At 69.7% G+C, this 6292-nt stretch carries 7 protein-coding genes; 4 read left to right on the top strand and 3 right to left on the bottom strand.

Translation table 11 applies throughout. The annotated features are described in order from the left end of the window. The first annotated feature begins 113 nt into the window (after positions 1-113). Positions 114-1484 (top strand): D-serine/D-alanine/glycine transporter, encoded by a 1371-nt coding sequence (gene cycA, locus D180_RS04010; protein WP_010340292.1) that lies wholly within the window; start codon positions 114-116, stop codon positions 1482-1484. Between the two features lie 78 nt (positions 1485-1562). Then, entirely contained in the window at positions 1563-2483 is a 921-nt protein-coding gene (locus tag D180_RS04005) for a CorA family divalent cation transporter (RefSeq protein ID WP_017911770.1), read from the top strand. Positions 2484-2513: 30 nt separating this feature from the next. Here the strand turns inward: D180_RS04005 and D180_RS04000 are convergent, their stop codons facing one another. Beyond that, a complete protein-coding gene (locus tag D180_RS04000) occupies positions 2514-2873 on the bottom strand; it encodes a hypothetical protein (protein WP_017908445.1) in 360 nt (119 codons plus the stop codon). A 302-nt stretch (positions 2874-3175) separates the two neighbouring features. On the opposite strand from D180_RS04000, the gene D180_RS03995 reads away from it, so the two are divergent. Beyond that, positions 3176-4075, top strand: coding sequence for an AraC family transcriptional regulator (locus tag D180_RS03995; RefSeq protein WP_017908446.1), 900 nt, complete (start codon positions 3176-3178; stop codon positions 4073-4075). Positions 4076-4469: 394 nt separating this feature from the next. Here D180_RS03995 and D180_RS03990 read toward each other — a convergent pair whose 3' ends face one another. Continuing rightward, positions 4470-4943, bottom strand: a complete 474-nt coding sequence (locus D180_RS03990) for a DUF4410 domain-containing protein (RefSeq protein ID WP_017911769.1) — start codon at positions 4941-4943, stop codon at positions 4470-4472. A gap of 84 nt (positions 4944-5027) precedes the next feature. After that, positions 5028-5813: a transporter substrate-binding domain-containing protein gene (locus D180_RS03985; RefSeq protein WP_017911768.1), complete on the bottom strand. Its 786-nt coding sequence runs from the start codon at positions 5811-5813 to the stop codon at positions 5028-5030. A gap of 270 nt (positions 5814-6083) precedes the next feature. On the opposite strand from D180_RS03985, the gene D180_RS23765 reads away from it, so the two are divergent. Beyond that, the coding region (locus D180_RS23765) for a hypothetical protein (protein WP_157835418.1) at positions 6084-6292 on the top strand (209 nt) is incomplete at its 3' end.

Here is a 6292-nt window from a genome sequence, read left to right as displayed (position 1 = left end):
GGCATGCGGCGCCGTCCGTGCCGCCGCGGGCGCCACCCGGCGCACGCGCGGCTGGCGCGCGCTGCCGCCATCTTCTATGTTTGCAGGCTAATCCCTCGCGATGGCCTGCGCCCATGACCGATCCGTCCGCCCAGCCCGACCACCTGCAGCGCAGCCTGTCCAACCGCCACCTGCAGTTGATCGCGATCGGCGGAGCGATCGGCACCGGCCTGTTCATGGGCTCGGGCAAGACCATCAGCCTGGCTGGGCCGTCGATCCTGTTCGTGTACCTGATCATCGGCGTGATGCTGTTCTTCGTGATGCGCGCGATGGGCGAGCTGCTGCTGTCGAACCTGGAGTACAAGTCGTTCATCGACTTCTCCACCGATCTGCTGGGGCCCTGGGCCGGGTTCTTCTGCGGCTGGACCTACTGGTTCTGCTGGATCATCACCGCCATCGCCGACGTGATCGCGATCGCCGCCTACGCGCAGTTCTGGTTCCCGACACTGGCGCCGTGGATCCCGGCGATGCTGTGCGTGCTGTTGCTGCTGGGGCTGAACCTGGTGACGGTGAAGCTGTTCGGCGAAATGGAATTCTGGTTCGCGCTGATCAAGATCGTGGCGATCTGCGCGCTGATCCTCACCGGCGCCGGGCTGGTCGCCTGGGGCTTCCAGTCGCCGTCCGGGCACGTGGCCTCGCTGGCCAACCTGTGGAACGACGGCGGCATGTTCCCGATGGGGCTGGGCGGGTTCTTCGCCGGCTTCCAGATCGCGGTGTTCGCTTTCGTGGGCATCGAACTGGTCGGCACCACCGCCGCCGAGACCGCCGACCCGCGCCGCAACCTGCCCAAGGCGATCAACTCGATTCCCGTGCGCATCCTGGTGTTCTACGTGCTGGCACTGGTGGCGATCATGGCGGTGACGCCGTGGCGCGAGGTGGTGCCGGGCAAGAGCCCGTTCGTGGAGCTGTTCGTGCTGGCCGGCGTGCCGGCCGCGGCCAGTCTGATCAACTTCGTGGTGCTGACCTCGGCCACCTCCTCGGCCAACAGCGGCATCTTCTCCACCAGCCGCATGCTCTACGGCCTGGCCGAGGAGCGCCACGCGCCGCGCGGCTTCGCCCGGCTCTCGCGCGCGGCGGTGCCGGCGCGCGGGCTGCTGTTCTCCTGCGCCTGCCTGCTCGGCGGCACCGTGCTGATGTACCTGATCCCGAACCTGGTCACCGCCTTCACCCTGGTCACCACCCTGGCCGCGGTGCTGTTCATGTTCGTCTGGTCGCTGATCCTGTGCGCCTACATCGCCTACCGGCGCAAGCGCCCGCAGCTGCATGCGGCCTCCGCGTTCAAGATGCCTGGCGGGGTGGTCATGTGCTACGTGTGCCTGGCGTTCTTCGCCTTCGTGCTGGCGCTGCTGACTCTGCAGGCCGACACCCGCCAGGCGCTGTTCGCCAGCCCGGTGTGGTTCCTGCTGCTGGGCGTGGGCTACGCGTTGAAGCGGCGCAGCGCCTGAACCGGTGCCCGCAGCGGGCGTTGACGCTCCGCGCGCGCTGACGGATGCTCGCGGCCTTTCCTGCGCGAGCCAGTCCCGATGATCACCATCCATCGCCTCGGCGGTACCTCCGACACGCCGGTGTGCTGGGTGGACCTGTGCCGGCCGAGCGAGGCGGAGCTGGCCGAGGTCGACGAGAAGGTCGGTTTCGCGGTGCCGACGCGCGCGGCCATCGGCGAGATCGAGTTCAGCAGCCGGGTGCGGGTGGAAGGCGAGGTGCTGTTCCTCAACGTGCCGCGCTTCCAGGACGAGGACGGTCCGACCGCGCCGCTCGGTTTCGCGGTGTCGCCGCGGGTGCTGGTGACCCAGCGCGAGCAGCCGATGGCCTCGCTGGATGCGGTGGCCGCGCAGTTGCAGCACAGCCCCTGTCGCAGCAGCGACGACCTGCTGCTGCGCCTGCTCGATCAATTGGTCGGACGCCTGGCCGATCGCCTGGAGGCGCTGGAGGCGCAGATCACCGAGACCACGCGGGTGGCGTTCGACCGGCCGCATGCGCGGCACAAGTCGCGGCACCTGGAGCGGATGCTGCACGACGTCGGCGACATGGGCCGGCGCCTGGGCGGCATGCACAACGCCGGCCACGGCCTGCTGCGCCTGGCCACCTATCTGGACGATGCGGCGCCGGACTGGTTCGGCGAGGACGCGGCCAAGCGCATCGGCCTGCTGCACAAGGACCTGGTCACGCTGAGCGAGTTCGAGCAGCAGTTGAACGACCGCATCGAGTTCCTGCTCGACAGCGTGCTGGGCATGATCAACGTCGACCAGAACAACGTGATGAAGGTGATGGCGGTGGCCTCGGTGGTGGGCATCCCGCCGACGGTGCTGGTCGGCATCTGGGGCATGAACTTCGCGCACATGCCCGAGCTGAAATGGCACGACGCCTACTACTGGGCGCTGGGCGTGATCGCGCTGAGCATGCTGTTGCCGCTGGCCTGGTTCCGCCGGCGCGGCTGGGTCTGAGCCAGCCGCGCGCGGCGCCGGCCACGCAGGTCACGCCGCGAGGCTGTCGGCCTCGGCGGCGTCTTCCGCGGTGTCGCCTTCCTCGCCGCTGACGTGCTGGACCGCGGCGATGTCCCACGACACCGTGTCCGGATCGATCAGGGCGTGGATCGCCGCGCCCTGCAGTTCGCGCATCAGCCGTCGTGCCGACGCGGTGCCGTGCGCGACGCTGTCCCACAGCACCATGTCGACCACGCTGCCGTCGCGGCGGCGGGCGATGCGCCGCGAGCGGAAGCCGGGCTGGCGCTGCAGCCAGGCATCGACCTCGGCATTGGCGCGCAGGAAGGTGCGCCAGGTGCAGTCGAGCAGGCGGAAGGTGGCGATTTCCAGGGCTTCGGTATGGGGATGCATCGGTCTCTCCTGCGGTCTGCGTCGCCCGCACGGCACGCTGGCGGCGACGCGGCAGCGCGACGAGGGGCATGGGGGAAGGGACAGGGCCGAACGGCCGGAACAGGCGGGCGGGGGCGGGCGTTCCGGGACGGCGCCGGTGCGGGAACCGGCCGACACAGGATGCTGGCCCGCGCCGCGGGCGCGTTAGCGCGATCCAACGGAATTCTTGTACGATCCTGCAAGCCGCGTCGCGCCGTGGTCCGTGCCGGCGCAGCATCGTGCAAGCTTGCCTTCCTCCTCCGCACGCTACGGCGCCCTTGCCGATGACCGCGCTCGCCCACCGTTACCAGGAAATGGCCGCCCTGGTTGCCCGATTGGCCGTCCCCGATGGCGACCACGACACCGCCATCGACGGCTTCTTCTGTTCCTACCGCTCCGCGCCGTCGCCGAAGACGCATACCGCGCAATGGCCGGTCTTCGCGCTGGTGCTGCAGGGCGAGAAATGCCTGACCCTGGGCAACGAGGAGTACCACTACGGCGTGGGCACCTTTCTGCTGGTGACGCTGGATCTGCCGGTGGTCTCGCGTATCACCCAGGCCAGCCCGGAACAGCCGCTGCTGGGCGTGGGCATGTCGATCCGGCCGGACCGGCTGCGCGAACTGCTCGAGCGCATCCCCTTGCCGCCGCAGGTCGGCGCCGAGCGCCCGCGCGGGGTGTCGGTCAACACCGCCTGCCCGGACCTGCTGGACGCGACGCTGCGCATGCTGCGGCTGCTGGAACGCCCGGCCGACATCGCGGCGATGGCGCCGCTGATCGAGCAGGAGATCCTGTATCGCCTGCTGGTCGGGCCGTGCGGGCCGAATCTGCTGCGCATCGCCCAGGAGGACAGCCCCAGCAACCGCATCGCCAAGGCCATCGCCTGGCTGCGCCAGCACTACGCCGAACCGCTGCGGATCGAGGATCTGGCGCGCCAGGTCAACATGAGCGTGTCCTCGCTGCATCACCATTTCAGCGCGGTCGCGGCAATGACGCCGCTGCAGTACCAGAAACAATTGCGCCTGCGCGAGGCGCGGCGGCTGATGGTGGTCGAACGCATGGACGTGGGCGCGGCCGGCTACCGCGTCGGCTACCAGAGCCCGTCGCAGTTCAGTCGCGAATACAGCCGGCTGTACGGGCGGTCGCCGCGCAGCGACCTGGCCGAGCAGCTGGGCCTGGCCGGCTGAGCGGTACCGGCACTGCACGGGCCCTCTTGCGCACTTGACGTGCCGCTTGATCGACCAAGGGCCTCTCTCATCACTCCGAGGCACGTCCCGTAGGGGCGGCGTCAGCCGCGACGCGCGTTACCGGGAAAGCTCCGTCGCGACTGAAGTCGCTGCCACAGGGGCTTGCGGCGAGCCCCCCGGGTGCACTGTGGGAAGGACTTCAGTCCCGACGCATTGCGCCATCGGAACGCACACCACATCGCGCGTCGCGGCTGCATGACACTTGACTCCTACAGAGCAAGCCGCATCCGGCTTGCGTGTCGCCGGATCAAGCGATTCGAGCTGCAGCAGGCAGCGCGTTGGTGCGCTTCGGCGCCCGTGCAGGACCGGTGCGGTCCTGCACGGGCGGCACGCACTACTGCAGTTGCTTGAGCCGCGCGACGATCTCCTGCGCGTGGCGCTCGATCAGGCCTTCGGAGGTGCCCCAGGCGGTGCTGTTGGTCGATTCCACGTCGAACTGCGCGGCGGTCTTGCCGTTGGCATCGGCGACGGTGACACGGCTCTTGATCTTGTCGCGCCCGGCCATGATGCCGGCCCAGAAGCGCGCACCGTTGCTGCGCATGTAGTAGTGATCGATGACGATGGTCATCTTGCGCGCATTGGCCTGGCCCTGCGTGCCGTGCAGGTGCGCCGCGTCCAGTTGCGCGTCGAGCTGGCGGCGGAACATGGTCAGGCTCTCGGCATCGGTGTCGTCGTTGCCGGTGAGCTGGTACCAGTAGGTTTCGGCGGTGGTCGCCTTGTAGCTCTGGTGCACCACGCTGTTGGTCGCGCAGCCGGTGGCCAGCAACATCACGCTCACCAGCGCGAGCGTTTTCCATTGCAGTCTCATGCTCTCTCCTTGTTGAATCCCCATGCCGGGGCGAACGCCGCCGGCCGCGGCAGCATAGCGGCTGCGCGCGGGCAGGCGGGAGGCCTAGCGCGTTGTCTCCGGATCGCCGAGCCACGCGGCCACGATCCGTGCATAGGCGCCGCTGGCCTTGCTCAGGTGCAGCCACTGGTCGACGTAGGCCTTCCAGGCCATGTCGTCGCGCGGCAGCAGGAACGCTTTCTCGCTGTACTGCAGCGGCTGCTCCGGCGCCACCGCGCACAGGCCGGGCACCTGGCGCTGCTGGAAGCGCGCCTCGGAGGCGTCGGTGATCATGACGTCGGCACGACCCTCGCGCAGGTCGCGGAAGATGGCGGGGTTGTCGTCGGACAGGCGCAACTGCGCATGCGGCAGTTCGCGGCGGGCGAACGCCTCGTTGGTGCCGCCGCGCGGTTCGATCACCCGCACTTCGGGCCGGTCGATCTGGGCGATGGTGCGGTAGCGCGTGCGGTCGGCGCAGCGCACCAGCGGGATCTTGCCGTCGACCTCCAGCACGGCACTGAACCAGGCCTGGCGCTGCCGCGGCAGCGATACCGAGATGCCGCCGACGGCGATGTCGCAGCGGTCGGCGCGCAGGTCCGGCAGCAGGGTCGGCCAGCGCGTGGGCACCCACTGCAGCTTGACCTCCAGGCTCTCGGCCAGCGATTGCGCCAGGGCGATGTCGATGCCTTCGTAGGTGCCGTCGCTGTGCAGGCGGCTGTAGGGCGCGTAGTCGCCGGTGGTGCACACGCGCAGCACACCGCGTTGCAGGACGCTGTCCAGGTGCGAGGGTGCGGCGTGCGCGGGCAGCGCCAGTACGGCGCCGAGCAGGCCGGCGGCCAGGCGTCGGATCATGCGGTTCTCCTGCGGCAGGGTGGGCGTCGGTGCCCGTTGGCTGTACGCCGGCTGTCGCGCCGGCGGTGCGCGTCACCTTAGCCGTTTTGCGCATGCACCGACGCAATCCCTGACGCGACAAGGCCTTGCGTGCACGGGGCGGGCGCCGGTGACGCCATGTTGCCGCTTGCCGCGCGCGGCGGCACGCGCCGGCAACGGAACTCGCGGCACGCTTCACCGGTCCGTCCCCCACATTCGTCCTCGCCGCCTGCCCATGGATCCTCGACCGTCGTGACCCCCCTTCCTGCGCAAGACCGATGGCTGCAGCTGTGGGCGGCACTGGCGACGGCGATGATTCTGGCCTTGCTGGGACGCCTGCTGTGGGGCACGCCGTCGGCGCCGCCGCGTGCCGTGGCCGAGGACGCGCTGCGCTTGGTGTTCCTGCCGCGGCAGACCGCGCAGCGTGTTCCGGCCCCGTCGCCGGCGTCCGCGCGCGCGCC

Source organism: Xanthomonas sp. SHU 166 (assembly GCF_000364685.1).
In the GTDB taxonomy this organism is placed as follows: domain Bacteria; phylum Pseudomonadota; class Gammaproteobacteria; order Xanthomonadales; family Xanthomonadaceae; genus Xanthomonas_A; species Xanthomonas_A sontii.
The sequence above is the reverse complement of the archived record's forward strand: the minus strand, read 5'-3'. Positions and strand labels throughout refer to the sequence as shown.

Excerpts from the sequence above, each read along its gene's own strand:
- D180_RS03995 (WP_017908446.1), top strand. The coding sequence starts at position 3,176 with ATGACCGCGCTCGCCCACCGTTACCAGGAAATGGCCGCCCTGGTTGCC.
- D180_RS04005 (WP_017911770.1), top strand. The coding sequence starts at position 1,563 with ATGATCACCATCCATCGCCTCGGCGGTACCTCCGACACGCCGGTGTGC.
- D180_RS04000 (WP_017908445.1), bottom strand. The coding sequence starts at position 2,873 with ATGCATCCCCATACCGAAGCCCTGGAAATCGCCACCTTCCGCCTGCTC.
- D180_RS03990 (WP_017911769.1), bottom strand. The coding sequence starts at position 4,943 with ATGAGACTGCAATGGAAAACGCTCGCGCTGGTGAGCGTGATGTTGCTG.
- cycA (WP_010340292.1), top strand. The coding sequence starts at position 114 with ATGACCGATCCGTCCGCCCAGCCCGACCACCTGCAGCGCAGCCTGTCC.
- D180_RS03985 (WP_017911768.1), bottom strand. The coding sequence starts at position 5,813 with ATGATCCGACGCCTGGCCGCCGGCCTGCTCGGCGCCGTACTGGCGCTG.